Origin of the sequence: Pseudomonas sp. Ga0074129 (genome assembly GCA_001465025.1) — a bacterium.
Classification (GTDB): Bacteria; Pseudomonadota; Gammaproteobacteria; order Pseudomonadales; family Pseudomonadaceae; genus Aquipseudomonas.
On sequence record LNDO01000057.1, the window covers coordinates 1 to 26,411 of the forward strand.

The 26,411-nt window shown below is 58.2% G+C and carries 18 protein-coding genes and 1 pseudogene; 9 read left to right on the forward strand and 10 right to left on the reverse strand.

Annotation, left to right across the window (positions count from 1 at the left end; all coding sequences use genetic code 11):
• Window positions 1-48 precede the first annotated feature (48 nt).
• Window positions 49-8,847: a DUF5801 repeats-in-toxin domain-containing protein gene (locus tag AUK77_RS05315; protein ID WP_296126952.1), complete on the forward strand. Its 8,799-nt coding sequence runs from the start codon at window positions 49-51 to the stop codon at window positions 8,845-8,847.
• 118 nt (window positions 8,848-8,965) lie between these two features.
• On the opposite strand, the gene AUK77_RS05320 is transcribed toward AUK77_RS05315, so the two are convergent.
• Window positions 8,966-9,847: a DUF6685 family protein gene (locus tag AUK77_RS05320; RefSeq protein WP_296126954.1), complete on the reverse strand. Its 882-nt coding sequence runs from the start codon at window positions 9,845-9,847 to the stop codon at window positions 8,966-8,968.
• A 137-nt stretch (window positions 9,848-9,984) separates the two neighbouring features.
• Between AUK77_RS05320 and AUK77_RS05325 the strand changes: the two genes are divergently transcribed.
• A complete protein-coding gene (locus tag AUK77_RS05325; RefSeq protein ID WP_296126956.1) occupies window positions 9,985-10,206 on the forward strand; it encodes a DUF2835 domain-containing protein in 222 nt (73 codons plus the stop codon).
• Between the two features lie 81 nt (window positions 10,207-10,287).
• Window positions 10,288-11,316: a quinone-dependent dihydroorotate dehydrogenase gene (locus AUK77_RS05330; RefSeq protein WP_296126958.1), complete on the forward strand. Its 1,029-nt coding sequence runs from the start codon at window positions 10,288-10,290 to the stop codon at window positions 11,314-11,316.
• A gap of 111 nt (window positions 11,317-11,427) precedes the next feature.
• Here AUK77_RS05330 and rmf read toward each other — a convergent pair whose 3' ends face one another.
• The gene (gene rmf / locus AUK77_RS05335) at window positions 11,428-11,643 is read right to left on the reverse strand and encodes a ribosome modulation factor (RefSeq protein WP_090255928.1); all 216 of its coding nucleotides are present in this window, start codon (window positions 11,641-11,643) and stop codon (window positions 11,428-11,430) included.
• Window positions 11,644-12,069: 426 nt separating this feature from the next.
• Here rmf and rlmKL point away from each other — a divergent pair, with 426 nt between their 5' ends.
• Window positions 12,070-14,343 (forward strand): bifunctional 23S rRNA (guanine(2069)-N(7))-methyltransferase RlmK/23S rRNA (guanine(2445)-N(2))-methyltransferase RlmL, encoded by a 2,274-nt coding sequence (gene rlmKL, locus AUK77_RS05340; protein WP_296126961.1) that lies wholly within the window; start codon window positions 12,070-12,072, stop codon window positions 14,341-14,343.
• A gap of 95 nt (window positions 14,344-14,438) precedes the next feature.
• On the opposite strand, the gene mnmC is transcribed toward rlmKL, so the two are convergent.
• The 4 genes from mnmC to AUK77_RS05360 form a co-directional block, all read right to left on the reverse strand.
• Entirely contained in the window at window positions 14,439-16,418 is a 1,980-nt protein-coding gene (gene mnmC, locus AUK77_RS05345) for a bifunctional tRNA (5-methylaminomethyl-2-thiouridine)(34)-methyltransferase MnmD/FAD-dependent 5-carboxymethylaminomethyl-2-thiouridine(34) oxidoreductase MnmC (RefSeq protein ID WP_296127192.1), read from the reverse strand.
• An 11-nt stretch (window positions 16,419-16,429) separates the two neighbouring features.
• The gene (gene greB, locus AUK77_RS05350) at window positions 16,430-16,927 is read right to left on the reverse strand and encodes a transcription elongation factor GreB (RefSeq protein ID WP_296126963.1); all 498 of its coding nucleotides are present in this window, start codon (window positions 16,925-16,927) and stop codon (window positions 16,430-16,432) included.
• 87 nt (window positions 16,928-17,014) lie between these two features.
• The gene (locus tag AUK77_RS05355; RefSeq protein ID WP_296126965.1) at window positions 17,015-19,513 is read right to left on the reverse strand and encodes an ABC transporter permease; all 2,499 of its coding nucleotides are present in this window, start codon (window positions 19,511-19,513) and stop codon (window positions 17,015-17,017) included.
• Window positions 19,513-20,196 carry an ABC transporter ATP-binding protein gene (locus AUK77_RS05360; RefSeq protein ID WP_296126966.1) on the reverse strand — a complete coding sequence of 228 codons (684 nt, stop codon included), beginning with the start codon at window positions 20,194-20,196 and terminating at the stop codon, window positions 19,513-19,515. Before AUK77_RS05360 ends, AUK77_RS05355 begins: the two co-directional genes overlap by 1 nt.
• A gap of 10 nt (window positions 20,197-20,206) precedes the next feature.
• Between AUK77_RS05360 and AUK77_RS05365 the strand changes: the two genes are divergently transcribed.
• Entirely contained in the window at window positions 20,207-20,812 is a 606-nt protein-coding gene (locus AUK77_RS05365) for an arylesterase (protein ID WP_296126968.1), read from the forward strand.
• Window positions 20,813-21,272: 460 nt separating this feature from the next.
• Here the strand turns inward: AUK77_RS05365 and AUK77_RS05370 are convergent, their stop codons facing one another.
• Complete coding sequence (locus tag AUK77_RS05370; protein WP_296126970.1) at window positions 21,273-22,301, reverse strand: hypothetical protein; 1,029 nt, start codon at window positions 22,299-22,301, stop codon at window positions 21,273-21,275.
• Window positions 22,302-22,336: 35 nt separating this feature from the next.
• A complete protein-coding gene (locus tag AUK77_RS05375; protein WP_296126972.1) occupies window positions 22,337-22,654 on the reverse strand; it encodes a hypothetical protein in 318 nt (105 codons plus the stop codon).
• A gap of 146 nt (window positions 22,655-22,800) precedes the next feature.
• Here AUK77_RS05375 and AUK77_RS05380 point away from each other — a divergent pair.
• The 3 genes and pseudogenes from AUK77_RS05380 to AUK77_RS05390 all read left to right on the forward strand — a co-directional run.
• A pseudogene (locus AUK77_RS05380) lies at window positions 22,801-23,088 on the forward strand (arylesterase); the annotation flags it as partial.
• A gap of 58 nt (window positions 23,089-23,146) precedes the next feature.
• Window positions 23,147-23,419 (forward strand): hypothetical protein, encoded by a 273-nt coding sequence (locus tag AUK77_RS05385; RefSeq protein WP_296126975.1) that lies wholly within the window; start codon window positions 23,147-23,149, stop codon window positions 23,417-23,419.
• Between the two features lie 83 nt (window positions 23,420-23,502).
• Complete coding sequence (locus AUK77_RS05390) at window positions 23,503-24,456, forward strand: L,D-transpeptidase family protein (RefSeq protein ID WP_296126977.1); 954 nt, start codon at window positions 23,503-23,505, stop codon at window positions 24,454-24,456.
• Window positions 24,457-24,583: 127 nt separating this feature from the next.
• On the opposite strand, the gene oprI is transcribed toward AUK77_RS05390, so the two are convergent.
• Window positions 24,584-24,835, reverse strand: coding sequence for an outer membrane lipoprotei OprI (gene oprI / locus AUK77_RS05395; RefSeq protein WP_257779487.1), 252 nt, complete (start codon window positions 24,833-24,835; stop codon window positions 24,584-24,586).
• A gap of 416 nt (window positions 24,836-25,251) precedes the next feature.
• Here oprI and AUK77_RS05400 point away from each other — a divergent pair, with 416 nt between their 5' ends.
• On the forward strand, window positions 25,252-25,527 hold the full coding sequence (locus AUK77_RS05400; protein WP_296126979.1) for a GNAT family N-acetyltransferase: 276 nt from the start codon (window positions 25,252-25,254) through the stop codon (window positions 25,525-25,527).
• A 48-nt stretch (window positions 25,528-25,575) separates the two neighbouring features.
• Here the strand turns inward: AUK77_RS05400 and AUK77_RS05405 are convergent, their stop codons facing one another.
• Entirely contained in the window at window positions 25,576-26,310 is a 735-nt protein-coding gene (locus AUK77_RS05405) for a phosphoadenylyl-sulfate reductase (RefSeq protein WP_296126982.1), read from the reverse strand.
• Window positions 26,311-26,411: the final 101 nt, after the last annotated feature.

Consider the following 26,411-nt stretch of genomic DNA (forward strand, 5'->3'; position numbering starts at 1 on the left):
TTGCTGCTGACGCAAACCCTCACCGATGGCGACGGCGACAGCGCCAGCGTGTCCATCGACCTCGGCGTGAAAGGCGTCTTCAACTTTGAAGACGATGCACCGCTGGCCCGACTCAACGTCGAAGCTCGACCATTACAAGCCGCCATCGTTGATGAAAGCCTGATCAGCCTCGGGGGTACTGGCAGCGACGGCGTGGCCAGCGCGGTGCTGAGTGCAACAGTGGTACAGGATCAATTCAACAGCCAATACGGCGCGGACGGTGCCGGTGCAGACGGCACCGTTTACCGCTTGGAACTGAACGGCGACGATGTGCCGAGCGGTCTGTTTGCGGTGGATGCCAGCGCTGCCGATGGCAAAGGCGAGCCAATCGTTCTCAACCAAGTGGGCAATGTCATCACCGGCAGTGCCGGCGGCGTGGCCTATTTCACCCTGACCATCGACCCGGCCAGCGGCGCTGTGACGCTGAACCTGCTCGATAATCTCTGGCACAGCGATGCGACCAATGCTGACGACAGCCAAAGCCTGAACCTCAGCGAGGGCACCTTGCTGCTGACGCAAACCCTCACCGATGGCGATGGTGACAGCGCCAGCGTGTCCATCGATCTGGGCACAAAAGGCGCTTTCAGTTTTGAAGACGATGCACCGCTGGCCCGACTCAACGTCGAAGCTCGGCCACTGCAAGCCGCCCTCGTCGATGAAAGCCTGATCAGCCTCGGTGGCGCTGGCAACGATGGCGTGGCCAGTGCAGTGCTGAGTGCAGCAGCGGTACAGGATCAATTTAATAGCCAATACGGCGCGGACGGTGCCGGTGCAGACGGCACCGTGTACCGCTTAGAACTGAACGGCGACGATGTGCCGAGCGGTTTGTTTGCGGTGGATGCCAGCGCGGCTGATGGCAAAGGCGAGCCAATCGTCCTCAACCAAGTGGGCAACGTCATCACCGGCAGCGCCTGCGGCGTGGACTATTTCACCCTGACCATCGACCCGGCCAACGGTGAAGTGACGCTGAACCTGCTCGATAACCTGTGGCACAGCGACGCGTCTAACGCGGACGACAGCCAAAGCTTGAACCTCAGCGAAGGCACCTTGCTGCTGACACAAACCCTCACCGATGGCGACGGCGACAGCGCCAGTGTGTCCATCGACTTAGGCGTGAAAGACGTGTTCCGCTTTGAGGATGATGCGCCGACTGCCGGCCAACTGACCGCTCAGGTTGTGCTGGATGATGAGGGTTTGGCGGGCGGTATCAATGGTGGTCCTGGGGATGTCAGCGGTGCGGCGACCAGCCTAAGTGGCAACCTTGTATTCACAGCCGGTGCTGATGGCTTTAAATCGTTGGCATTAAGTGGGCCGGCGACGCTTGGAACAGAAAGCGTGACCTCCAGTTGGGCGGAGGCCACACAGACCCTGACCATCAGCTCCGACCGGGGCGTTTTGGTGACGGTGCAGCTGACCGATCCTGCAAGTGGGGCTTACACACTGAATCTGCTTCAACCGCTGATGCATCCAGTCACCGGCACCGAGGACGACATCAGTCTGAACATTGGTTACACGGTTACTGACGGCGATGGCGACTCGGCAATGGGCTCGTTAGTGGTCAGCATTGATGACGACACCCCTACGATTCAAGCCGGCAGCATTGGCGTGAGCTCATTCGTGACTTTCCAAGGCACTAATGCCGGCTTCCACAACACCTATGGCTACTACAACAAAGCCGCTGATGGTACGCCGCTGGACGGCCAGGTGATCTGGGCTAACGTCAAGCTGCAATCCGTCGGTGCGGTGGCAGACCTGAGCGGCCTTGATCCTGCCAGCACCGGCTTCTTTATCATCCCCAATGGCGCGGCCAATCTGGCATTGAGCAATGGCGCGAGCCTCACCTTCGAACAGGTGGGTGGTAAGTGGACCGCCATGCTGGGTGGTCAACCGTTGACCGGTGCTGATGGGGCGAATGTGTTGTTCAGTGATGCGAGCCTCAACCCTGGCGGCTCGCATCTGCAAGACACCAGCAGTGCGGGTAATCAGAACTGGGAAGACCAGACCCTGACCTCTGATTTCGATTACAACGATGTCAGCACCAACGTCACTTGGGGCTCTTCGTTGCAGGTCGATGAGTCCAATCTGGCGTTTAATGCCACCGCTAATTTCAGCGGTGTATTCAATGTGCAGGCCGGTGCTGATGGTCTGAAAAATCTCAGCTATGACTTGAGTGTGCAGAACGCCAATTCAGGGCTTGTGGATGCCGAGACTAACGAGGCAGTGGTTCTCAGCTTGAATGCAGGCGTGATTGAAGGCCGCACCGCTGGCACAAATGAGCTGGTGTTTACCTTGAGCGTGAACGATTCCGGTGCAGTGACGCTCGATCAGATTCGCGCCATCGTTCACCCAACGGGCGACCCGGATGAAGCTAAATTCTTAGGTGCTGGACACGTCAAGCTGAACGCAACTGTCACCGATGGCGATGGTGATCAGGCCAGTGCCAGCATCGACATTGGCGCGGTGATCAGCTTCAAGGATGACGCGCCGCGCGCGCTACCTAATGCCCCCGTGCAACTGGATGACGACGCTTTACCCGGCGGGATTGCCGGTGGGGTGGGCGATGATGTTGAGTCAACCCTCACCAGTGGCACCTTGGGTCATCATTTCGGTGCGGATGGCGCCGGGAGTATGCAGTGGTTGGTCGGTGGTGCACCTGCGGGGTTCACCTACCAGACTTCGGGTAGCTCACTGCTGATTAAGCAGGGGGCTACCACCGTCCTGACTGTGACGCTGAATCAGTCAAACGGTGCTTATACGGTTACTCAAAACGCGCCCATCCAACATGCCACGGCTGATCAGGAAAACAACCAAGCCTTTACCCTGACGTATCAGGTGATTGATAAGGATGGCGACACCGCCACGGGTAGCTTGTCGATCAATGTTGACGATGACACCCCGCAAGCCCGGGACGACGTTGCCACCGTCCAGGCCTCGCAAGGCAAGGACTTCAATGTCGCCTTTGTGCTGGATTTCAGCGGCAGCGTTGATAACGCCGAACTCAATACCATGTTGCAGGCCGTTCGCGCGGCTGGGCAGGCCTTGTTCAATGGCACCTCGGGCGATGTCGTAATCAAGGTCGTTGCTTTCTCCGGGACTGCTAAATCCTTCGCTGCCGTCAGTGATTTTGCCGCTTTCTCAAATTTGATTGGTAGCCTCAATCCTGCAGAGAATGGCAGTCGTCCGTTCAATGGGCAGACGGACTTTACCGCCGCGGTTGAGGAAACCATGGCCGTCTATACACCGGTTGCCGGTGCGAGCAATCAGGTGTTCTTTATCAGTGACGGCAACCCTAATGAGCAGACGGGCACTAACGGCAACTCATTGTCAGACAGTACGGCGCAAGCCTGGCAAACCTTCCTCAGCAGCCATGCCATTGGAGTGACTGCGGTGGGCGTGGGCAGTGGCGTCAATATTGAGCGGTTGCAGGATGTTGATCTCGATGGCGTGGGCGCACCCATTCAGGTCGGCGATTTCACGGGCCTGATTGATACCTTACTGAGTCAGATCGGTGCGCTGGTCAGCGGCAATGTTTTGCTGGGTAGCGATGGTGTTGCTGGTGGTGGCGATGACGATGCTTTTGGCGCTGACGGGTCGGGCTATATCCAGTCCATCGTGATCAATGGCATCACCTACGTGTGGGACGGCGCAGGCACTATCGATCCGAGTTCTGGGCCTAACATTGCCGGCAGCCAGTTGAGCAATATCACGACGCCTGAAGGCGGCAAGCTGAGCTTCAACTTCAGCACCGGGGCGTGGACCTACCAGGCACCTATAAATGTCACCGGTGATAAGACCGAGGCCTTCACCTACAGCATCGTTGATAAGGACGGCGACCCCTCCAGCGCCAATCTGACCGTTAATGTGGCGGACATCAGCCCGGTTATTGCCAGGGTTGACGAGGACGAGTTGCCCGGCGGTATCACCGATAATGATGTGATTACCACGGTTGCCACCGGCAATGTTGGCGAACTGGTTGTGGGTTCGTCTGCGGGTGTTCAGTTCAGCCTCTCGGGCAGTACCGCAGGCCTGCAGCCAGCCAGTTCCGATGGCGTGGGCCTGGTCTACAGCGTTTCAAACAATACCCTGACCGCAAAAGCAGGCGCTGCTGGCCCGACCATCTTTACCTTGCAGGTGCAAACCAACGGCGACTACACCTTCACCCTCAGTGGCCCGCTGGACCATCCGGCGGCTGGGCGCGATGACAACGCGTTGCTGGTCATGAACTTTGCCAGCCTTCTGAAGGCCAGCGTTGGCGTGGATCCGGTTGCTCTGCTGGGTGATTTCTTGGTGCTTATCGAGAATGACATACCGACTGTCAGCGCCGGCTCGCCTGTTGCCGATTCCTTGCAGGTTGATGAAACCAATCTGGCGACCAATGCCAGCGCCGGCTTCGCATCATTGTTCTCTACCAACTACGGTGCCGATGGCCCCGGTAGTGCCACCACCTACAGCCTGCAAGTCAGCGTCAATGGTGTGGACAGCGGTTTGGACGATGTCGCGACCGGCAGCAATATTCTGCTGTACCTGGAAAGCGGTCAGGTCGTAGGTCGTGTTGGTGGTACGACAGGGGCTGTATCTTTCACCGTATCCGTAAATGCCAGTGGCGTGGTGACGCTGGATCAACAGCGGGCTATTGCGCATGCACCGAACACGACGGCGGATCAGGAGTCCAGCTTGGCCAGTGCCAATCTGGTGCAACTGAGCGCCACTGTCGTCGATGGCGATGGTGATTCCAGCAGCGCCATTTTGAATTTGGGCAGTGTCATCAGTTTCAGAGACGACGGCCCAAGCATAAGTGCTGGTGTCGCAACGGCTGATTCGCTGCAGGTGGATGAATCCAACTTGGCAACCAATGCCAACGTCAGCTTCGCCGGAGCATTTACGTCGAGCTACGGCGCTGATGGGGCTGGCACCATCACGTATGCGCTCACTGTCAGCGCCGCTGGGGTAGACAGCGGGCTTGATGACTCTGCCTCGGGTAGCAACATCCTCTTGTTCCTTGAGGGGGGTAATGTGGTGGGGCGTGTGGGCAGCGAAACAGGCGCTGTGTCATTCACTATTTCAGTGAACGCCAGCGGCGTGGTCAATTTGGATCAGCAACGCGCAATCATACATACGCCCAACAACGGGCCGAATCAGGAAGTCAGCCTGGCGTCTGCCAACTTGGTGCAACTGAAGGCGACCATCACTGATCGTGACGGCGATGGCAACAGTGCGACCATTAATCTGGGTGATGCTATCAGCTTCCGGGATGACGGGCCGAGCATCAGTGTCACTACCGCCGGCAACGATCGTCTGCAAGTGGACGAGAGCGACCTGGCAACCAATGTGACGGTTAACTTTGCGGGCTTGTTCACAGGGAGCTACGGTGCCGACGGTGCTGGCACCACCACCTATGGCCTGAATGTCAGTGCCGCTGGCGCAGACAGTGGTCTGGATGACTCTGCTACCGGCAGCAATATCCTGCTGTTTAACGAGGCGGGCGTGATTGTTGGCCGTGTAGGCAACGCCGGTGGCGCGGTGTCGTTTACTGTCTCGGTCAATGCGAGCGGTCAGGTCACCCTTGATCAACAGCGGGCGATTATCCATACCCCGAACAGTGAGGTAGATCAGGAGTCCAGTCTGGCAGCTGCCAACCTCGTGCAACTGAGCGCCACCATTACCGACAAGGATGGCGACACGGCTACGGCTTCGGTCAATCTGGGTAGTGCTATCAGCTTCCGGGATGATGGGCCGAGCATCAGTGCCACTGCCGCCGGCAACGATCGCCTGCAAGTGGATGAGAGCGACCTGGCAACCAATGCCACGGTTAACTTTGCGGGCTTGTTCACAGGCAGCTACGGTGCCGACGGTGCTGGCACCACCACGTATGCGCTCAACGTCAGCGCCGCTGGGGTAGACAGTGGTCTGGATGATTCTGCTACCGGCAGTAATATCCTGCTGTTTAACGAGGCGGGCGTGATTGTGGGCCGTGTAGGCAACGCCGGTGGCGCGGTGTCATTTACTGTCTCGGTCAATGCGAGCGGTCAGGTCACCCTTGATCAACAGCGGGCGATTATTCATACCCCGAACAGTGGGGCAGATCAGGAGTCCAGTTTGGCAGCTGCCAACCTCGTGCAACTGAGCGCCACCATTACCGACAAGGATGGCGACACGGCTACGGCATCGGTCAATCTGGGCAGTGCTATCAGCTTCAAGGATGACGGCCCGAGCATTAGCTCCAATGGGTTGGCCGCGGACAGTCTGCAGGTTGATGAGACCACTCTGTCCGGCAATACCAGCACCAGTTTTGCGGGTGCATTTACATCCAGTTATGGTGCCGATGGTGCCGGCACCACGGTTTATAGCCTCAATGTCAGTGCGGCAGGCGTGGACAGTGGTTTGGATGATTCGCTCACGGGTAGCAATATTCTGCTGTTCCTGGAGGCCGGCAGTGTGGTCGGTCGTGTGGGCAGTGCGGCGGGGGAGATTTCTTTCACCGTTGCAGTCAATGCCAGCAATGGCACCGTCTCCCTGGATCAACAACGGGCGATCATTCATACGCCCAATAGCGGGCCGAATCAGGAGGCCAGCTTGGCGGCAGCCAATCTGATCAAACTCAACGCCACAATCACCGACAAAGACGGAGATCAGGCCACGAGTTCGATTGATCTTGGGCATGCCATCAGCTTCTTGGATGATGCGCCAAACGCCGTCAATCAGGTCCACAGTGGTCAGGCGTCGACCCAGCTTAATACCAACCTAGTCATCATTCTGGACGTCTCGGACAGCATGAATAATGACTCGGGCGTTGGCGGCATGAGCCGTTTGCAAGTGGCCAAAAACGCGTTGCTGGAACTTTTGGAGCAGTACGATGCGCTGGGTGAGGTGAAGGTCAGCTTCACCACCTTTGCCACCAATGCTTCAAGCGCCGCGACTTGGTTGACACTTGATGCCGCGAAGGCGGCCATCGTGGCGGCCACTACCGGTTCGGTCACCAACTACGACGCGGCATTGATCGACGCCATCAACTCATTCAGTGAAAGCGGCAAACTCACCATGGGCAGCGTGCAAAACGTGGCTTACTTCCTCTCGGATGGTTATCCCAACCGACCAACGGGGGATGCAGGCATTTCAGATGTGGCGGGTACTGCGGCTGGTTGGCCGGCACCCTATGCCAATGGCGGTGTGTCAGAAGAACAGGCGTGGATCAACTTCCTCACGGCCAATAATATCCGGTCTTATGCCTTAGCTATGGGCTCGGGTGTGGATGCCGCAGCGCTGAACCCGATTGCCTACGACGGCACTAATGGCGGTAACAATACGGCTGCCACTGTCGTGGATGACTTCAACGATCTGACTGCAACCTTGGTGGCAACAGCCCAAGCGTCTCCCATCACTGGCAACCTCACAACCGGCGGCAGTTTTGGCAGTGACGGTGGTTTTGTTCATACGTTGGTGGTTAATGGCACGACCTACACCTATTCCAAATCGTCCAATACCGTTGTGGCGTCAGGAGGCACCAACAACGGCAGCCTAACGGGCACTTCGTTGAAGGTGCTGATGGGCTCTGGCTCTGACATCACCGTAAATATGCTCACCGGTGGCTACACCTATACACCGCCCAATACGATTACCACGGCCATTGCCTTGAGCATTGGTTTTACCCTGATCGATAACGATGCGGATGCCACTGCTCTGGGCAGTCTCAACATCGCGATCAGTCCGGACTCTGCCCCGTTGGTTGTGCGTGATGACCTCGTGTTGACCAATGTAAACACCCAGGACGGCAATGATGTCATCGCTATCCCAACCTGGGCATTGCTTGCCAACGACAGCGGGCCTAACAGCAGCCTGTTATCAGTATTAAACGTGGTAGGGGCTGTGGACGGCAGTGCAGCGCTGGTGGCCGCTACAGCGCGCTTTACTGAGGAAAGCGCAGGTGCAGCCGATGGTGGCAGATTCGCCTATGGTGCATCCATTAATGGCAGCACGGTTATAGATACCGGAGTTGTCGATGTTGTGCGCAGTGCCGATTCCACTTCGCTGACAGGTACTTTCCGCAATGAAATCCTTTTGGGCCGTGATGGTGGCAACGACACCCTTAGTGGGGGTGATGGCGATGACATTTTGATCGGCCTTGGGGGTAACGACACCCTGAACGGCGGTAATGGCAACGACATCCTGGCCGGTGGCGCCGGCAACGACACGTTAAATGGCGGAGCAGGTATCGATACTGCAAGTTATATCGATGCGGGCTCGGCTGTAACCGTCAGCCTTGTTGTTGCCACTGCGCAGAATACCGGCGGTGCAGGGACTGACACCCTCAATAGCATCGATAATCTGATCGGTTCCAGCTTTGGCGACACGCTAACGGGTAACGGCAGCGCCAACCTACTGTTTGGCGGCGCGGGTGGTGACACGCTAGTCGGTAATGGCGGTGATGACATCCTGATTGGCGGGTTGGGCGGTGACACCATGACCGGTGGCACCGGTAAAGACACCTTCCTTTGGCAAAAAGGCGGTTTGGGTGGCGGCCTGGATCACATCACAGATTTCACCATCAATACCAATGGCCTCAACTCCGACATTCTGGATCTGTCGCAGTTACTTTCAGGCGTTGGCACCGATCCAAATGTCCTGCAGGACTATCTGGATTTTGCCTTCTTGGGGACCACAACCACCATCAGCATCAGAACGGTTGCCAGTGGGCCGGTCGAGCAGCAGGTCATGCTTGATAACGTCAACCTCTCCACGCTTTATGGCAACAGCAATGAGGCGACGGTGATCATGAACATGCTGGATGACAATGCGCTGAAAATTGCCTAGCCCGTTTGCCCGGCTTATCGCCCTGCGATAAGCCGGTGGCAGGCATATTGTCTGTAATCGTCTGGATAAAAGCCGTCTAGGCGGTCGCCTGTTGCATCAGCCTGAGGTTTGTCGGGGCTTACGGCGTCTGCAACTGCCGCAGATAAGCCACCACATCTGGCGCCCCAGCCAGGCGCAGTCCCTCACCCAATGCAGTGGCTTCGGCCGAATGTTTGGGCAGCAGGAGAAACTCGGGTGAGCCCGCTCCAGCCAACAGTGACAACCGTGCATAAGGCAGGCCGCTGTCGAGCAGCAGCGCCATAAATGCTGGCTCGCTCCAGGCTGCATGCGGCATGGCCAGCACGTGGTAGTGCTGTTGCAGGTTATCCAGGCCGCTGTCACTTAAGCGGTAGTGGCTGATGATGGCCGGCAGGTTGACTTCCAGTCCGCGCATGCGCGCATACGCAATGGCGCAGGCAAAGGCTTCAGCGTGATGATCACCGCTCCAGAACAGCCGGTTATTGCGCCAGCTGGCTTGGCGCAGGCTGATTGCATCGCCTGCAAGAAAGCGCGGTAGGGCCAAACTGATGGTTTTGACGAAATCCTTGTAGCTGATGATCCGCACGGGGCGACATGACGTGCTGGCGGCGAATACCTCGAAGCTGGCATAACCCGCTTGCTCGGGGTTAAAACTGGACACGCCTTCAATCAGGCGCATATCAAGCGAACCCAGCGGCTGTTCCTGCGCCTCGATTATGCGCACTAACGTTGCGTGGGCCTGGGCTTTGTCCTCTTGTACGGGGCCGGAAAGCGCATTGCGCGGCAGATCTACCAGGCGCTGAAGCTGCAGGCCGTCTTGCCAGCAAATACTTGCACGCGGGGCGGGCAGGGGGCTGAAAGGCAGGCGTAGCTGACTGGCCCGATCAAGTATCTGGCGTTGGCCGCGACCGATAAAACCAAGGCGCTGTGCCAGCGCGCTTAGGCGAGCACTCAGGGTGACGTGCTGTTCAGACAGGCTCATGGTTGCCTCGTCATACGCCAGCTCCTACATCTCGCTTGCCGCTCGTGCTGAGCGCGAGCATTTTTGCGACAGTTTTCATGCCGAGCACGCGCGCCGTATATGGCAAGATTGCTGCAGTCAGTTGCAAAGGTGCCTCCATGCCCACTCTGGTGTTTGATATTGCGTTATCGGCCGAGCGCTTGCGGGTTGTGTATCAAGGCCATGCCAACCGGATATTAGTGCAAAGTCGCGATGGACGAAGCGTCAGTGTGCCAGCCCACTACTTTCGGCAATTTCTGACCCATGATGGCGTCTATGGTTCCTTCGAGCTTGAGTTCAGCACCGCCGGTAAACTGCTCAATCTTAAGCGCTTGGGCTGAGCGCCGCCGTGTGCCTCGCCTATCCGCTTCGCAGCCGGGTATAATCGCCGCCTTTGTAACTCTATCGAGCTAAGCCTGCCCATGTATACCCTGGCCCGCGAGCTGTTGTTCAAACTTTCCCCGGAATCGTCTCATGAACTGTCCATCGACCTGATCGGTGCTGCAGGTCGTTTGGGCCTTAGTGGGCTGCTGACCAAGCAGCCCGCTGCATTGCCGGTCACGGTAATGGGACTGGAGTTTGCCAACCCCGTCGGCTTGGCGGCCGGCCTCGACAAGAATGGCGACGCTATCGACGGCTTTGCCCAGTTGGGCTTTGGTTTTGTTGAAATTGGCACCGTGACTCCGCGTCCGCAGCCAGGCAATCCCAAGCCGCGTCTTTTCCGCTTGCCTGAGGCAGAGGCCATCATCAACCGCATGGGTTTTAACAACCTGGGCGTTGATCACCTACTGGCCCGTGTGCAAGCCGCCCAATACAGGGGTGTACTCGGCATCAACATCGGCAAGAATTTTGACACACCGGTCGAGAATGCCGTGGATGACTACTTGCTGTGCCTGGACAAGGTTTATCAGCATGCCAGCTACGTGACCGTTAACGTCAGTTCGCCCAATACCCCAGGCCTGCGCAGCCTGCAGTTCGGTGACTCGCTCAAGCAATTGCTTGAAGCGCTGCGCCAGCGCCAGGAAGACCTGGCCGCGCAGCATGGCAAGCGCGTACCGCTGGCGATCAAGATCGCCCCGGATATGAGCGATGAAGAAACCATTGAAGTGGCCAACGCTTTGGTTGAAGCCGGTATGGATGCGGTGATCGCCACCAACACTACGCTGAGCCGCGAAAGTGTCCAGGGGCTGGAGTACGCCGACGAAGCCGGTGGTTTGTCTGGCGCGCCGGTGCGTGACAAGAGCACCCACATCGTGAAAGTGCTGGCCGGTGAGTTGAAAGGTCGTCTGCCGATTATCGCCGTGGGCGGCATCAACGAGGGCAAGCATGCCGCAGAGAAGATCGCTGCCGGTGCGAGCTTGGTGCAGATTTACTCTGGCTTTATTTACAAGGGCCCTGCGCTGATTCGCGAGGCGGTTGATGCGATTGCGGCGCTGCCACACAAGGCCTGATAACAGAACAGCGATTAGCGTGTGCCATAAAAAAGGGCTCCTTAACGGAGCCCTTGGGCCTACGCCCGCCGCTCGGATGGAGCGCGCTTGGTGAGTCGGTAGGTTCCTGAATCAGCCGACGGCGTGAAGTTCGTTGAGTCGATGGATGCCGGCGGTGCCGGTCATGCCGTCCCAGTTGTCACCGCGACCTTCGCGCCAGCCGTTTAACCAAGCTTGGCGGACAGAGGGAAGGGTAAATGGACAGAGTTCGCGGGATTTGCCACTGATGCCGTATTGATAACCGCGCAAAAAAGCTCTTTCTAACGGATCACGCTTAAGTCTTCTCATAGGGTGTAGCCCTCAATGTTGACTGTTATGTCCCTTAGACCTTGAAGCAAGGTCAGGCAGAAATGGTCTGCCTACGGAGTTCGCTGCCGGCGTCGCGAGCCTCCTTGCCAGCGCCGTTGCAGCGCTGACCTAGGATGATTTCTAACCAATGTGCGGTTGCCTGTGAATGACCGTTTCGTCATAAGGCCGTAATGTTTTTGCGGGTCAGGCCATAAGGCGTTGTGGCAAGCACGTCGTTTTTTCGCGCAAAGGCCTATGCTGTGGGCGTAGGCGGGGCATGTGCTGTTAACGTGCTATCGCGAATGAATAGCGATTGAGACTATTGATTATTCCGACGAAGGGTCGCTCTGCGACTCGATAGTCACTTATTTTGGACGTGCTGAAAGCTCTGCACGCCGTTGATTGCCTTAGGCACTGGAAACCCCCATGTCGGATCGTTACGAACTCTTCCTCACCTGTCCCAAGGGCCTTGAAGGCCTGCTAATGGATGAGGCAACCCAGCTTGGCCTTGAAGAGGCGCGCGAGCACACCTCGGCCATTCGTGGCATGGCCGACATGGAAACGGCTTACCGCTTGTGCTTGTGGTCGCGCCTGGCCAACCGCGTGTTGTTGGTGCTCAAGCGCTACAGCGTGCAGGACGCTCAAAGCCTCTATGAGGGGGTGCTGGAGGTCGATTGGTTCGAGCACCTGGAGTCCACTGGCAGCCTAGCGGTTGAGTTCAGTGGCAATGGCTCGGGTATCGATAACACCCATTTCGGCGCGCTGAAAGTCAAAGACGCCATTGTCGATAAGCTGCGCCTGAAAGACGGCACCCGACCCTCGGTGGATAAGATCAACCCGGATTTGCGCGTGCACCTGCGTCTGGATCGCGGCGAGGCTATCTTGTCCCTCGACCTGTCCGGTCACAGCCTGCATCAACGTGGCTATCGCCTGCAGCAGGGTGCTGCACCGCTGAAAGAAAACCTCGCCGCTGCCGTGTTGATTCGTGCCGGCTGGCCGCGTATTGCAGCTGAAGGCGGCGCGCTGGCTGACCCCATGTGTGGCGTCGGTACCTTCTTGGTCGAAGCGGCGATGATCGCCGCCGACATCGCGCCGAACATGACCCGCGAGCAGTGGGGCTTCAGTAAATGGCTAGGCCACGTACCGGCCTTGTGGAAGAAAGTCCATGCCGAGGCCGAAGAGCGCGCAGCAGCGGGCATGGCCAAACCACCGCTGTGGATTCGCGGTTATGAAGCCGACCCTCGGTTGATCCAGCCCGCGCGCAACAACATCGAGCGTGCCGGTATGGGCGATTGGGTCAAGGTTTATCAGGGCGAAGTGGCGACCTTTGAGCCGCGTCCGGATCAGAACCAAAAAGGCCTGGTGATTTGCAACCCACCCTACGGCGAGCGTTTGGGTGAAGAAGCCAGTTTGCTGTACCTCTACCAGAACCTCGGTGAGCGTCTACGTCAGGCTTGCATGGGCTGGGAGGCGGCGGTGTTTACCGGCGCGCCGGACCTGGGCAAGCGCATGGGCATTCGCAGCCACAAGCAATACGCCTTCTGGAACGGTGCGTTGCCGTGCAAGTTGCTGCTAATTAAGGTGCAGCCCGAGCAGTTTGTCACGGGCGAGCGTCGTACCCCTGAGCAGCGTGAACGCGAGCGCGAACAGGCTGAGGCCGACAAGGCACCGCTTGAGCCGCTGGAGCGTCAGTACAACAAGAACGGCAACCCGATCAAACCCGCGCCAGCACCGGCGCCTGTGGTTGAGCAGGCGCGCTTGAGCGAAGGCGGGCAGATGTTTGCCAACCGCTTGCAAAAGAACCTCAAGCAGCTAGGTAAGTGGGCGCGTAAAGAGGGTGTTGAGTGCTATCGCTTGTACGATGCCGACATGCCGGAATATTCCATGGCGGTGGACTTATACGGTGATTGGGTGCACGTGCAGGAATATGCCGCGCCCAAGTCGATTGATCCGGAGAAAGCCAAAGAGCGTATGTTTGATGCCATCGCCGCGATTCCGCAGGCGCTGGGTGTTGACAAGAATAAGGTGGTGATCAAGCGCCGTGAACGCCAGAGCGGTACCAAACAGTACCAGCGCCAGGCCACGCAGGGGCAGTTCCTCGAAGTCCGCGAAGGCGGCGTCAAACTTTTGGTCAACCTGACCGACTATCTGGATACCGGCTTGTTCCTCGATCACCGGCCGCTGCGCCTGCGCATTCAGCGAGAGGCCGCCGGTAAGCGCTTCCTCAATCTGTTCTGCTATACGGCCACCGCCACTGTGCATGCGGCCAAGGGTGGTGCGCGCACCACTACCAGTGTCGATTTGTCGAAAACCTACCTCGACTGGGCGCGGCGCAACCTGTCGCTCAACGGCTACTCGGATAAGAACAAGCTGGAGCAAGGCGATGTAATGGCTTGGCTGGCCGAAGGCCGTGGTGAATACGAACTGATCTTTATCGATCCGCCGACCTTCTCTAATTCCAAGCGCATGGAAGGCATCTTCGATGTGCAGCGCGATCACTTGCAGTTGCTTGATTTGGCCATGGCTCGTCTAACCAAGGATGGGGTGCTGTATTTCTCCAACAACTTCCGCAAGTTTGAGCTCGATGAGAGCCTGGCCGCGCGTTATCAGGTGGAAGAAATCAGCGCGTCGACCCTTGATCCGGACTTTGCCCGTAATCCGAAAATCCACCGCGCCTGGCGGTTTAGCCTGCGCGGTTGAAATCGCCATGCCTTGTGGGAGGGGCTTTAGCCGCGAATAGCGCTTCCGATGGGCTTTGTCGCGGCGCGCCTCAACGGAACGCCGCGCGACCTAACCTACGGTTTATTGCGGATCAGCGTACGCAAGGCAAAACGATTCGGGTGACAGGCCTGTGCCACATCGACAGGCACGGGTAGCGGTTCGTCGTTTAGCCAGGCCGCAATCAACTCTCCGGACAGTGGCGCGGTAATTAGCCCACGTGAACCATGCCCGCTGTTGATATACAGGCCGTCGAGCCACGGACAGGTTATGTTCGGTACTTGGCGGGCATCCTTGCTCAGCACGGCATAGGCATCGGCAAATGCCGTGGCGTCAGCGAGTGGGCCAACAATCGGCAGGTAATCGGGGCTGGTGCAGCGAAAGGCGGCGCGGCCTTGCAGGTGCTCGTGATCAAGTGCTGCAGCATTCAGTGAGCTGGAAAGCGCTGGCGAAATTTCTTCCAGCAGTTGCAGATTGCTCGCGTGGTCGGCGCTGTTCAGTGTCAGGTCGTCACTGTTGAAGTCGAAGCTTGCACCTAGGGTGTGTTCGTCTTCGCGTACCGGCGCGATATAACCTTCAGCGCATACCACAGTGCTCAATGCGCGGCTGGTGGCTGTGGCGGGCAGGCGGGTGATCTGGCCGCGAATACGTTTGAGTGGCAAGTGTGCGGCCTGTTCAAAGCCTTTGATCTCTGCGGCGCTGGCCAGGATCACCACACTGGCGCTGGCCAGCAACTGCTCACCGTTCCAGGCGTGCCACTGGTCGTCAACCCGACGCAACTCCAGCGCTTGCTGATGCAGTTGCAGGTCAATGCTGGGCTGCTGACTCAGCCACTGGCACAGCGCTGGCGGATTAACCCAGCCCGCCTCGGGATAGAACAGACCGCCACTGGTCAGGGCAATGTCGGCTTTATCTTCGGCCTCGGCTTGCGTTAGTTCCACCAGCAAGTCGGCGGGGAATGCGGTTGCAAGCTGCGCCTGACGCTGGGCTTCCTTGGCATCAAAAGCCAGTTGCAGCACACCGCAGTTGTCCCAGTCCTGACCCTTGTGCAGGTGCTCCAGCACACGACGCGTGTGGCCGTAGCCGCTGACAATTAAGCGTGATAATGCGGTGTGATGGGCGGACAGCTTGAGGTACAGCACACCCTGCGGATTGCCCGAGGCTTCCTGGGCGATGCCATGGTGACGCTCCAGCAAGGTGACCTGCCAGCCGCGCTGCGCCAGGCTGGCGGCCGTTGCGCAGCCCGCCAGACCCGCGCCGATCACCAGCGCTGTGCGTTCACCTGTGACCGGTGTGGGGCGGGCGAACCAAGGTTTTCCTGCCGAGTCAGCGGTGCCGATAAAAGTGCCTTTAAGCACTTCCCATTTTTTCCCCAGGCCCGGTACGCGCTTCATCTTGAAGCCAGCGTCATTGAGCCGGCGGCGCACATAACCGGTGCTGGTAAAAGTGCCCAGCGTCGTATCGCTGTGGGACAGCCTGGCCAGTTGAGCAAACAGCTCCGGCGTCCACATGTCCGGGTTTTTCGCCGGTGCGAAACCGTCGAGGAACCAGGCATCGATCTTGGCGTCCAGTTGCCCGAAGAGCTCCAGCGCATCACCGATCAGCAGCGTCAGTACGATGCGCCCACCCGCCAGCACCATCCGTTGAAAGCCCGGATGCAGGGCCACGTACTGCGCCAGCAACTGTTCGGCGTAGGACGCCAGCTCTGGCCACAGCGCCAGTGCGCGTTGCAGATCGGCTTTGCTCAGGGGGTATTTTTCTACGCTGACAAAATGCAGGCGTGCGCCCGCCACCGCGTGCTGCTCAAACAATTGCCAGGCGCAGAGAAAATTAAGCCCCGTGCCGAAGCCGGTTTCGCCGATCACAAATTGCTCATGCGCCGTGAGCGCGTTGAAGCGTTCGGTTAATTGGTTATTGGCGAGAAACACATAGCGGGTTTCCGCCAGTGCGTTTTCGTTGGAGAAGTACACATCGGCGAACTCGCTGGACAGCGGTTGACCCTGCTCATCCCACTCAAGGCGGGCGTGCGGTAAGGCATTATCGGGGGCGGGGGGCATACTAGGCTTGGTCACGGGTAATCGATGGCCACGATGTACCAGGTTTTCTCGCCGGTGGGGGTGTGCACCCGCACTTCAGCGTCCAGGCCTTTACCAACCAGCGCGCGGGCCAGTGGCGAGTCGATGCTGATCAGGTGGTTTTTCAAATCCAGCTCATCCGGGCCGACGATGCGGTAGCGCGCTTCAATACCGTCTTCGTCTTCCACAGTGACCCATGCGCCGAAATAAACTTTATCCGGATCGCTGGGGTGTGTGCTGACCACTTTGAGGTTTTCCAGGCGCTTGGTTAGAAAGCGCACACGGCTGTCGATTTCGCGCAGCATCTTCTTGCCGTAGGTGTACTCGGCATTCTCTGAGCGGTCGCCCTGGGCGGCAGCCTCGCTGACGGACTGGGTCACTTGCGGACGGCGCACATGCCAAAGCTCATGCAGTTCGGCACGCATACGCGCTTCGCCTTCGGGCGTGATCAAAGGCGTGCCGGCGGAGCGGGGTGGGCGGTAGCGACTCATGGGTTCCTGTTCAACATCGGCTGCACGTCGAACCTACTGTTTAGTCAGTAGGTTCGACGGCATGAGAAAAATGCAGGCGCGAGTCTATCAGCCCTCGCGCAGCACCGTCAGCGGGCTGACGTTGAGTGCGCGGCGAGTGCCCATCACCCCGGCAGTGCCGACCAGCAATGCGCCGATCAGCGGCAACAGCAGCAGCCAAGGGTGCGGTTGCCAGACGAGGTCGAAAGCAAAGCGATACAGCAGAAAGCTGATCAGTTCACAGCCCACGGCTGCCAGCAGACCGCTTGACGCGCCCAGCAAACCGAATTCAGCCCGCCGCGCCTTGATCAACAGCTTGCGCTCAGCGCCCAGCGCGCGCAGCAGGGCGCCTTGGCGAATACGCTCATCAAGGGTGGCTTGCAGGCCGGCGAACAAAACAGTCAGCCCCGCAGCCAGGACGAACAGCAAGACGAACTCGATGGCCAGGGTGACTTGCGCCAAGATGCTGCGCAGTTGCTCAAGCAGCGCTTCCACCTGCAGCAAGGTCACGGCCGGGAAGGCGCGCGACAGCTCAACCAGTTGCTGCTCTTGATTGGGCGGCAGGTAGAAGCTGGTGAGGTAGGTCACGGGTAAGTCCTGCAACGTGCCAGGCTGGAAGATCATGTAGAAGTTGGGCTGAAAATTGTTCCAGTCCACTTCGCGCAGGCTGGTGACCACGGCTTCGCGGTTGAGCCCGCCAATGCTGAAACTCAGCCGGTCGCCCAGCTGCAGTTGCAGGCTTTCGGCCAGTTCGGATTCCACGGAAACGCCCGGTAATTCGCTGCTGTTGTTGTCTGACCACCAACTGCCGGCAATCAGTTGGTTGTCGGCGGGCAGGTCTGCGGCCCAGGTCAGGCTCAGATCACGGCGAATGGCGCGTTCGCCTTGCGATTCCTTGGTCACCGCTTGGCGCACGGGTTCGCCATTGATCATCACCAGACGGCCCGGCACTACAGGGAACAAGGGCGCTGGATGCGGCGAAAGTGCGTTCAATCGCGCGGCGAAGGCGTCTTGATCAGCCGGCAGAATATTCATCGCGAAGTGATTGGGGGCGTTTTCCGGCAGCTGATCCTGCCAGGTGTCGAGCAGTTCGCCGCGCAGCAGGGCAATCAGGGCCATGGCCAAAATGATCAGACCAAAGGCCAGCGACTGACCTGCAGCGGCAAGCGGGTGACGGAGCAATTGGCCCAGCCCCAGTCGCCACGGCAATGAAGCTTTGGCCAGCAAACGGCGCAGACTCTGCAAACCGACTAACAGCAGGCCACCGAGTATCACCGCTGTGACCAAGCCACCGCCCAGCAAAGCAAAGGTCAACGGCAGGTCCAGGCTCAAGCGCCACATGATCAGGCCCAGCGCGAACAGCGCAGCCCCATAAACCAGCCAGGAACTGGCCGGCACCGGCAGCATGTCGCGGCGCAGCACGCGCAGCGGCGGCACACGGCCAAGGGCTGCCAGTGGCGGCAGGGCAAAGCCGGCCAGCGCCACTAAACCGGTAGCCATGCCGGCGAAGGCGGGCCACAGGCCTCCGGCGGGAATCTGGGCGGGCAGCAAGTCCTGCAGCAGGTGAAACAGCGTGAGTTGCGCCAGCCAGCCGAGCAGCGCGCCAATCAGGCTTGCGCTGATGCCGAGCAGAGCCAGTTGCAGACTGAACAAGGCCAATGCCTGGTTGCGTGACAAGCCCAGGCAGCGCAGCAAGGCGCTGGCGTCAAACCGACGGGCGGCAAAGCGCGCGGCGGAAAGCGCAACGGCCACCCCGGCCAGCAATACTGCAGCCAGACTGGCCAGGTTGAGATAACGTTCAGCGCGGCCCAAGGCGTTGCCTACTTGGCGATTGCCGTCTTTGGCATCTTCCAGGCGCTGGTTGGGTTCCAAGGTGAGGCGTTGGCGATACTGCGCCAGCACCTCAGGCTCGCCACGCCACAACTCCTGATAACGCACGCGGCTGCCCGGCTGGACCACGCCGGTGGCGGCGAGGTCATCGAGGTGCATCAGCAGGTGCGGTGTCAGGCTGTAAAAATCGCCGGCTTCATCAGGCAGAAACGTCAGTACTCGGGTCAGACGAAGGGTTTTAGTGCCTACATCAATACTGTCGCCGGGCTTGAGGTTCAGGGCGACAAACAAGCGTGCTTCGGCCCAGGCTTCACCGGGCTTTGGACCGGGACTAATTTGCTCGGTGTCATACAAATTGGCGGCACTTTTAAGTGCGCCGCGCAGTGGGTAGGCGCTGCCCGCGGCTTTGACGCTGGCCAGTTGAATGCCTGCGTCACTGGCGATCACGCTGGAAAACTCCACCAGTTGGGCGTGATCAAGACCCAGTTCCTTGCCCAGGCTGATTTGTTCTGGCGTATTAGGTGAGCTGCCGGTTAGGCGCAGGTCGGCAGCGAGAAACTCGGTGGCGCGCATCAACATGCCGTCGTTCAAACGTGCGCTGAAGTAGCCAATGGCGGTGCTGGCCGCCACGGCAATCAGCAGCGCAAAGAACAGCACACGCAATTCGCCCGCACGGGCGTCGCGCAGTAACTGGCGAGCAGCCAGCGAAACAAGACGAGGCAGCGGTAAGTGGTTCATCAGGGTTCAACCTGATCGACCAAATGGCCGCCTTCCAGGCGAATCAGGCGCTGGCAGCGATGCGCCAGACGTTCATCGTGGGTGACCAGCACCAGTGTCGCGCCGCGTTCCTTATTCAATTCGAAGAGCAAATCGCTGATGCGCTCGCCTGTGTGGCTGTCGAGGTTGCCGGTGGGTTCATCGGCAAACAGCACCGCAGGCTCTGCGGCAAAGGCACGTGCAATGGCGACACGCTGTTGCTCACCACCCGACAATTGGCGTGGGTAATGCGTCAGGCGTTGCCCCAGGCCCACGCGCTCTAGCAGGGCGCGGGCGCGTTGGCGGGCGTCGGCATGGCCTTCAAGCTCAAGGGGCAGCATGACGTTTTCCAGGGCATTCAAACTGTCGAGCAACTGGAAGGACTGAAATACAAAACCCACATGCTCTGCTCGAACGCGGGCGCGCTGATCTTCATCAAGGGCGGCCAGGTCATTGCCTGCCAGTACCACGCTGCCGCTGCTGGGCAGATCAAGCCCGGCCAGCAGGCCGAGGAGGGTGGATTTACCCGAGCCGGAACTGCCAACAATCGCCAGGCTGTCACCTGAAACAAGTTCCAGGGACAGGTCATGGAGTATGGTTAGCTCGCCTTCCGTGCTGGGGACCACTTTGCTAAGGTTTCGCGCGGTGAGAATACTTGAGCTCATGGAGAATCCAATGCGTGCGTGGTTGATAGGTACTGCTCTAAGTCTGCTGTTGTGCGGCTCGTCGGCGTTTGCGGGTACCTTACTGGTCGTCGGCGATAGTATCAGCGCGGCTTTTGGCATGGATACCCGGCAGGGTTGGGTAGCTTTGCTGGAAAAACGGCTGGATGAGCAGGGTTTTGACCATCAAGTTGTTAATGCTTCGATCAGTGGTGACACCAGTGCGGGCGGTGCCGCGCGGCTGCCTGCGCTACTTGCAGAGCACCAGCCGGAGCTGGTGATTATCGAGTTGGGAGGCAACGATGGTCTGCGTGGCCAGCCTCCTGCGCAATTGCAACAAAACCTTGCGGCCATGGTTCAGCAGTCACAGAAGGTTGGGGCCAAAGTGCTGATTTTGGGGATGCAACTACCGCCTAATTACGGTGTGCGATACACAACAGCTTTCGCCGATGTGTTCCCCAAGGTTGCCAATGAGACTGGCTCAGCCTTGGTGCCTTTCGTGCTGGAGGGCATAGGTGGCGTGCCTTCCATGATGCAGAGTGATGGGATTCACCCTACTGCTGAAGCTCAGCCTCGGTTGCTGGATAACGTCTGGCCGATGCTGAAGCCGTTGCTCTGAAGTAGTCCCTGAGCTGGTCAGGAAGCGGCATATTAATGTTCGCCTCCGGGTGCCTGTCAACCGTGATTTGTCACACACTTGTGCCCCATTTGTGCCAGTCCACTGGGGCCCCGAGGGGGTAGTGGGCGGGCTTTGTATATTAGATGGGGGCTCGGATTTTTGACCCATTTTCTCAAGGACAACCACACGACAACCCTGAGCAACAATGCAGCCCCATAGATCAGCATCAGGCTACTCATGGTAAGTCCTACTAAAATAGTCGGGTATTGCAAAAAGAAGCCCTGAGACCCATTAGGTGCTCAGAGCTATCAAGGTGGTTCCTCAAGAACCAGTGTCCGCCAGTCGTCGGCATAAGGACTAAGTAGGACGGCCCCAGGTGTTCCCAGGGCTCATTCCTTGATGATGGGCAGGGATGGTTAAACAACCACCCTCTATCCCTACAGCGAATCACTGCGAGCCTTTACGGGCCTACAGGTGGGGCAGGCTGTTCTGCCAGGACAAGCTGTTTGACCAGTGGCAGCGCTACCTGTGTGGTCTCCCAATCAGAGCCGCCTACCTTGACTTCAACCATTGCGGTGGCCATTACGTCCACCACTGCGGAGACCTCAAGTTCCCAGCTCAGCAAGGAGCTATTGCGGGATAGCTCAACGCGCCACACGTCCCCTTCACTGTTCTCTCGGAAGGACAGCATGGCGAACGCCTTGGGAACCAAGAAGATGCCACGGTCTGTGCCGCTATAGACCTGCACACGGGTGCCCACGAGTTCGTCAATGTCCTCCAGGCCAGCCCGTTGGGCCGCACGGTTGAGCACAGGGCGAAGGCTTACCGGCACCAGCACGCCAAACTCTGAGATGTCGCGGCCCCAGTAGGTGTCCAAGTGAACAGCAATGAGGTCAAGGACATCCTCTGCCTGTGCGGTAGGTGTGCCAGTGATTGCCCCTGCGTAGACCTTCGACACAGAAGGCTGACCTTCCAGGCTCTCGGCGATCTTGCTCGCCATGCTTAGCTCAAGATCATTCAGTAGTTTTTCGCCTGTCTGCGCCATGCTTCGTTCAGTGAATCCAAACTGCACTGTGTGGTCGAGAATGGAGATGCGACCCGACACCAGAACGCCGACCTCTGGGGCCTCCATCGACACCAGCGAGCCCGCTACAGCTTCACCCTTGGTCACGGTGCGGCCATCGTAGGTCTGGCGAGGATCGAAGGTCACCGAGCGGTTATCCATCAGGGCCACTTGGGGGCACGTTGGGACTGAGCCGAACGGGCGAACCTCAGAGGGGAAAGCGTTATCCATGTTCTCACGCCACTCAGCGCCGTTAAGGTGCTCGTCGGCGACTTCCTGCATTGCCTGGGCGTAAACCGCTGGATCACTGGCTGCCATCTCCTGGGCGCGAACGTCTGAGCTGTGGAAAGACACCTGGGTCAGTCCAAGGGATGCCACGGATTGGGTGTAGGTGCGGTCTGGTGCTTTGTATTGAAACGGTTTCATGGTCTGTAACTCCTAATGGTCTAAGTGAATGGCTTTCAGCGGCCAAGCTGGCTGCGGATTTGTGCCCCGTGGTCTCGGATGGCCTGTGCCTTGCGCTCACGTTCGGCTTTGCGCTCTGCGATCTCTTTCGGTGTCGGGATATGGCAGCGGGCGGCGTGTGCCTGAGATTCAGCAAGTCGGCGGGCCTCAAGCTGCGCCTGTTCAGCCAGATGATCCCGATAGACACGCATGGTCATAGGGCTTGCCTGCAAGGACAGACCCGCACTGGCGAACGCCTGGGCCACCTTGAGGACGCCTGACTGGTCTTTGCCTTGAGCGGCTACGGGGCCTGAAGCGAAGGTAGTAGCGGCCATGCCTGCGGAAGTGCCAAGGCTTAGCGAGCTGTGTGGTCAGCTTGAGCGGCGCGATTTGTAACAGACTTGTGCCACTTTGGGCATTCGATTTGGCGGTCATTGGCTGGAACCCTTGAGTTTGTGGGGTTCCTGACCAGTGGGTGGGATTGCAACAAAACCTTGCGGCCATGGTGCAGGCCTCGCAGCAAAAGGGCGCCCAAGTGCTGATTTTGGGGATGCAACTGCCGCCTAATTACGGCCTGCGTTACACCACAGCGTTTGCGGCGGTGTTTCCACAGGTTGCCAGCGAGTTCAGCGTGCCGCTGGTGCCGTTCGTGCTGGAGGGCGTAGGGGGTGTGCCTGAGATGATGCAGGCCGATGGTATTCACCCCACTGCCGAAGCGCAGTCCAGGTTGTTGGAGAACGTCTGGCCAACCCTGAAACCTTTGCTCTGACAGGCTTTTCTGCCCTCGACCTTTCGGCTAATGTGGCGACCCTGTTCTGGAGCCCCCGATGCCGCGTCCTGCTTGGTCTTTGCATGCCTATCAATTGATCGAGCCAGATGAGCAGCTTGACCTGTTTGCCTGCCGAGAAGTACGTGTGCATTTGTTGGCGCGCCAGCTTGAGTTGGGCGAGTTTGCTGATCGAACGCTGTGTGGCAGTTTGTTACCGGCGCAGCCTGTGTGGCGTGTTCTGGACAAAGCAGGCTTACGTGATCAGCGTTTGTGTTCGGCTTGTAAGGTTGTGCTGGACGCGCAAAAGCGCGGTGAGCGCCCGTCCATTTAGCTGCAGTGGGCTTTCCAAGCGATTGATCAATCGGTGTACAATCGCGCTAAATATTACCAACCTTTTACGTCAGGAATTCCCGGATGTTGTCGCGTGCCTTTGCCGTCACCCGTTGCCTGCCTCTGGCGGCCTTGTTTGCCGTTTCATCTGCAAGCGCTCTTGAGTTGCCGTTGCCTCCACCTGGCGAAGACATCGCGGGTGAAATCCGTGTGCACAAAGCCAAGTACGAAGACACTTTCGCTGATCTTGGCTCGGCCAACGACTTGGGTTACTTGGAGATGGTCGCAGCCAATCCTGGCGTTGACGCTTGGCTTCCTGGCGAGGGCACAGACATCATTCTGCCTACCCGCTTTATTCTGCCGCCAGGCCCACGCGAAGGCATCGTGATCAACTTGGCTGAATACCGCCTCTATTACTACCCCAAAGGTCGTAACGTGGTTTACACCTACCCGTTGGGTATTGGTCGTGAAGGCTGGAGTTCGCCGGTAGCCAACGCACGTATCACCGCGATGACGCCTAACCCGGGCTGGACGCCGCCTAAATCAATTCTTGAGGAACATGCGGCCAACGGTGATCCGCTACCTGCCTACGTACCGCCAGGTCCAAACAATCCGCTCGGCCCGTATAAGATGGGTTTGTCTGTGCCGGGTTATCTGATCCATGGTTCGAACAAGAAATTTGGTATTGGCATGCGGGTCAGTCACGGCTGTTTCCGTATGCTGAACCATAACGTTTTGAAACTGGCCACCATGGTTTCGGTTGGAACCTCGGTGCGCATAATCAACGAGCCGTACAAATTTGGTCGCAGTGGCGGCAAGATCTATCTAGAAGCGCATGCACCGCTCAGTGATTCTGGCGAGGCATCAGTAGTTGATAAGCACACAGCGGTGATCAACTCGCTACTTAAGAATGATGAATTTGCCAACCTTCGCCTGGATTGGGAAATGCTTCGTGAAGTTGTTGCTGCTGAGGACGGTCTTCCAGTTGAAATCGCTCAGCCAGGTCAGGCTTTAGTCTCGACTGACCCTGCAATCTGATTGCGATCATTTGTATCAAGCCCGTCACGCCGCAAGGCTGACGGGTTTTTTATTGGCCCTAGAAATTGGCAGGCAATAAAAAAGCCGACCCAGAAACTGGGTCGGCTTGGCATAGCCTTGTGGGCTATTACTTGCGGCTGGCTTTTTCCAGCATACGCAGAGCGCGCTCGTTGGCTTCGTCAGCAGTTTGCTGAGCCTTCTGAGCGGCTGCCAGAGCGTCATCAGCCTTGCGGTAGGCTTCGTCGGCACGGGCTTGAGCGCGAGCTGCTGCATCTTCAGTTGCAGTCAGACGAGCTTCAGTTTCTTTGGACATGCTGCTGCAACCGGTAGCCAGAACTGCGGCCAATGCCAGAGCAGAGAATTTCAGAACGTTGTTCATCGTGTTCCCCTTGAGGTGGAGTTTTTCCATAAAAGCAATTTCCAGAAGTTAGGAAATTAGCCGGCGTACATACTACCTGTAACAGCTCGTAAGTAAACGGAGGCAAAGCTAGGAGGGGACATTTTTTTCGAGTTGATGTGATCTTTAACAGCTCCTGAGCAGTTTTTGGTTAAAAAACAATCAATAAGGTGTCGGTTACTGTTTCTAACAGGGTCTCTATGTGTTCAAGGTAGATACCGTTGAGGCTTGCTAAAAATATCGAGTTATCTATCGCGAGTTGCGCTGGCGAAAGCCGTTTACGTTTCATGGCTATCTGCGTTACGTGGCACGGGGCTGGCTGGCCTGATAGGATTGTTACAATTTCTTTAGACAGCCTGTTGAGAAGCGGGCTTTGACTTATTAACAGAGGGGTTGCAATGAGCGAGGAGTTGTCCATTCACCATGACTTGGTCAGTCACCATTTCGAGACCACGCTGGACGGTGATCGGGCGTACCTGGCTTACATGGATCTGGGAAAGCAGACGCTGGATATTTACCGCACCTTTGTGCCCAACTCGCTGCGGGGCCGGGGCGTAGCGGCGGCCTTGACCGAGCATGCACTCGTTTACGCTGAGCGTCTGGGCTATACGGTTATTCCTTCCTGCTCATATGTTGAGCGTTATATGCAGCGCCGTCAGCGTTCAGCCAGCTAGCGGTTGCCGTGCTCAATAAAAAGGCCAGTCTGACTGGCCTTTTTGTTATCAGTGTTTCGCAATCAGGTTTCCGGCGTGGAGGCCGCATTCCTTTTGCGTGGCTTCCTCCCACCACCAGCGCCCTTCGCGCTCGTGTTGATTGGGCAGCACGGGGCGCGTGCAGGGCTCGCAGCCAATGCTGATAAAGCCGCGTTCATGCAGGCTGTTGTAAGGCAACTCCAGCATGCGGATGTAAGCCCAAACGTCTTCACTGCTCATCTGCGCCAGTGGGTTGAACTTGTAGAGCGGGCGGCCTTCAGCAGAAAAGGCGGCATCAAGCTCAATTGCTGCCACCTGGCTGCGGGTGCCCGGGCTTTGATCGCGCCGCTGGCCGGTGGCCCACGCCTTAACCGTGGACAGCTTGCGGCGCAGTGGTGCGGTTTTGCGGATGCCGCAGCACTCGCTGTGCCCATCCTTATAAAAGCTGAACAAGCCCTTATCCTTGACCAAGGCTTCAAGCGCAGCTGTTTCAGGCGACAGAATGTCGATGCTGATGCCGTAGTGTTCGCGTACCTGATCGATAAAGCGATAGGTCTCCGGGTGCAGGCGGCCGGTGTCGAGGCTGAAGACCTTGACGTTTTTATTGATCTTCCAGGCCATGTCGATCAGCACGACATCTTCGGCCCCGCTGAAAGACAACCAAAGATCATCGCCAAAATGCTCGAAGGCCAGTCTGAGTATGTCTTGTGGCGACTTATTGGCGTAGTTTGCCGCCAGTTCGGCTGCATCGAAGGGTTGGCTCATCGGGCTGTATTCCTAGTTATGGTGACGCTGCGCGTCTTGTGCGGCGATGGTAGCAAACGCGAGTTATACGCCTAAATAACGATGTGCCAGGGTCTACCTTT